Source organism: Mycobacterium sp. (genome assembly GCF_050701675.1).
GTDB lineage: Bacteria > Actinomycetota > Actinomycetes > Mycobacteriales > Mycobacteriaceae > Mycobacterium.
On record NZ_JBOGDD010000876.1, the window covers coordinates 1 to 2,853 of the forward strand.

Sequence of the window (2,853 nt, forward strand, 5' to 3'; positions counted from 1 at the left end):
TCGAAGAACCGGGCGACCATCTGACCCGTGCTCGGGGTCTTTCCGATCCGGCGGCGCAAGCCGGGAAGTGCTGCGGTCAATGCAGCCGCGACGACGTAGGGAGCAAGCATTGCGGTGACGATCAGAAGCAGTGGCATTGCGTAAGTCATGGCAGTAATTATCGGTCCGCATAGATCCCGCCAACAGTGGCAGCTCTGACACTGCGAGTGTAAATACTGCCAATTTGGACGATCAGGGGTTGGGCAGGACGAGGAATTTCTCGCCCGTCGCCCGTTTCACGTAGGCGTTGAACGCGTCGGGGGTGAGCATGCCGGCCAGCGAGACCTCACGGTTGTAGGCGCTCGCGAACGTGGTCGTGAGTTCGGCCGCCACGCGCGCCCGCAGCCGGGCCACCGTCTCGGCCCCGGCATTCTGGAGAAACGGGGTGAGCAGCCACCCGCCGATACCCCACGCCATGCCGAAGTTCCTGGTGAGGACGGTCGGGCTCGTGTCGAGGCCGCCGTAGACGTAGACCTGCTTGTGCACGGTCGACCCGTAACGTGAGTACTCCGCCGCCCCGGACTTGGCGGCTTGAGAGTTGGCGGCTTGCTCCATGCCGGTGAGAATCTGACTTGCCAGCGTTCCGCCTCCCGTGGCGTCGAACGCAAGCGTCGCGGACGTCGCCTCGAGCGCTTCGACGAGATTCGTCGTGAACGACGGCGACGCGGAGTTGCAGACATGGGTGGCACCGAGCGAGCGCAGCAATTCCTCCTGGCCGGGCTTGCGGACGATGTTGACCAGAGGCACCCCGTCGTTCTGACAGATCTTGACCAGCATCTGGCCCAGATTGGACGCCGCAGCGGTATGCACGAGAGCCGAATGGCCCTCGCGCCGCATGGTTTCCACCATTCCGAGTGCCGTCAACGGGTTCACGAACGACGACGCTCCATCGCTGGCCGATGCCCCCTCGGGCAGGACGAGACATGCAGAGGCGGCGACGGCCCGGTATTGCGTGTACATCGCGCCGCCTGCGATTCCCACCCTCTTCCCCAGGAGGGCCTGCGCAGCCGCGGACGACCCCGCGGCCACGACGGTGCCCGCGCCTTCGTTACCGACGGGCAGCGATTTGTCGACGCGCGCGGAAAGCCCGGGAAGGGCCCCGGCTCCCAGGGGTGCCGTGACGACGGGGCGCTCCGACGTGCCCGACACCGTCGCCTCCGTCAGGTCCGCGCCCGCGATCAGGAGCCCCAGGTCCGACGGATTGATCGGCGAGGCCTCCACCCGCACCAACACCTGGTCGGCAGTGGGGACGGGAACCGGAATCTCCTGCAGCGACAGTTCGAGCGTTCCCTGCGACGTCACCAACGAACGCAGTTCCAGTGCGTTCTTGGGCAGATCTTCGGTCATGACGGTGCCTCGTTCCGTAGTGGACGTGCCTTCCACCATACGAAGCCGCCTGCCTGCCGAGCATCTTCCCGGCTAGGGGTGAACCGTCACGACGCCTTCTTGGGCGGTGCGTAATTGGGCTTGCCCAAGCCGAGCATGTACTGCGCGATCATGTTCCGGAACACCTCGAGCGTCCCGCCGTAGATACCGACCAACGGCGCGAAGCGGTACACGTATTCGGCTGCGCCGTCGTCGACGGCACCGTCGGCCCCGACGGGTAGCACGGACGCCGACCCCAGGATGTCCATCAGATCCGGGGACACGTCACGCATGGCCTGTGCCAGGGCGACCCGGCCGAAGATGTTCGGAGTACTGATCGCCACCTCCATGCGGGCGACGCTGCGGCCCAACCGATAGGCGATCGAACCCTCGTCGACGGGCCGGTGGCCATGTGGATCAGGGGTTCCGACCACCTTCGCGGCCTTGTCGCAAGCGGTGACCATGAATCCGCCCTGATGCATCATGATCGAGACGTCCTGCAGTCCGTCGGTGCTCGCATCAACTGCACCGTGTTCGGCGTTGAGCGGCTCGCGCAGCACCGTCCAGCCGCCGTTGACCTCACCGAGCCGGTACTTGTCGTCGACCCGGACATCGCTGTAGTAGACGATGTTGGTGCGGTCCCCGTCGACCGTTCTGATGCCCTGGATCTCGATGCCGGGCAGGTCGAGAGGCACCAGGAACATGGTGAGGCTCTTGTGCTTCGGCGCATCGGGGTCGGTGTTGGTGATCAGGAAGACGTACTGACAGTTGTGCGCACCGGTGGTGAACATCTTGGAGCCGTTGATCACCCAGGCGTCCCCGTCGCGGACGGCACGGGTCTTGCAGGTGGCGATGTCCGAGCCACCGTCGGGCTCGGTGTAGCCGAGGCACAGCCTGACGTGACCGCTGAAGACGCCGGGCATCACCTCGTCCCGGACTTCCTGGGTGCCGAACTTGTCCACCGACTTCGCGATCATCGACGTGGTCCCCCAGGTCACCCACGGCACGTGGGACCTTCGTTTCTCGAGCTGCCAGAGCCGGTTGCGCACGCGGTTGAAGCCGCCGTCCGCCTCGGTCTGCCACTCGCTGGAGATGTAGCCGGCCGCGCCGAGCGCCAGATGGACGTCTTCGTCGAAGTTGTCCCCCGTCTCGCGGTCCCGCCGAAGCACGTCCTCGGTCACGTGGTCGGACAGGAAGTTGCGCGCTTCGTCGCGGAAGGCCTGATCGCCCTCGGACAGTTCGACTCTCGAGAAATCCATGCCGATGCTCCTACTGACTCTCGCGCGCGGCGACGATCCTGGCGATGTGGACCGCGGTCGCGCCGGGGTCACCGCCCGCCAGCGGCCACCCCCGTGCCCGCACCAGGTATGCGGTCGCCGCTGCCTCCGCCGAAACGCCAAGGCCACCTTGGATGTGCACCGCCATCGTGGCGGCCTTCGACGCCTCCTC

2 protein-coding genes and 1 pseudogene are annotated in these 2,853 nt (G+C 66.0%); all 3 read right to left on the bottom strand.

What is annotated here, in order from left to right; all coding sequences use genetic code 11:
- Positions 1-231: 231 nt before the first annotated feature.
- Positions 232-1,386, bottom strand: coding sequence for a zinc-binding dehydrogenase (locus ACRDUX_RS26785; RefSeq protein WP_526418213.1), 1,155 nt, complete (start codon positions 1,384-1,386; stop codon positions 232-234).
- An 86-nt stretch (positions 1,387-1,472) separates the two neighbouring features.
- Entirely contained in the window at positions 1,473-2,663 is a 1,191-nt protein-coding gene (locus ACRDUX_RS26790; protein ID WP_526418215.1) for an acyl-CoA dehydrogenase family protein, read from the bottom strand.
- A 10-nt stretch (positions 2,664-2,673) separates the two neighbouring features.
- Positions 2,674-2,853: pseudogene (locus tag ACRDUX_RS26795) on the bottom strand (acyl-CoA dehydrogenase); the annotation flags it as partial.

Bases quoted from the DNA above. Each gene is read 5' to 3' on its own strand.
- ACRDUX_RS26785 (WP_526418213.1), bottom strand. From the start codon at position 1,386: ATGACCGAAGATCTGCCCAAGAACGCACTGGAACTGCGTTCGTTGGTG.
- ACRDUX_RS26790 (WP_526418215.1), bottom strand. From the start codon at position 2,663: ATGGATTTCTCGAGAGTCGAACTGTCCGAGGGCGATCAGGCCTTCCGC.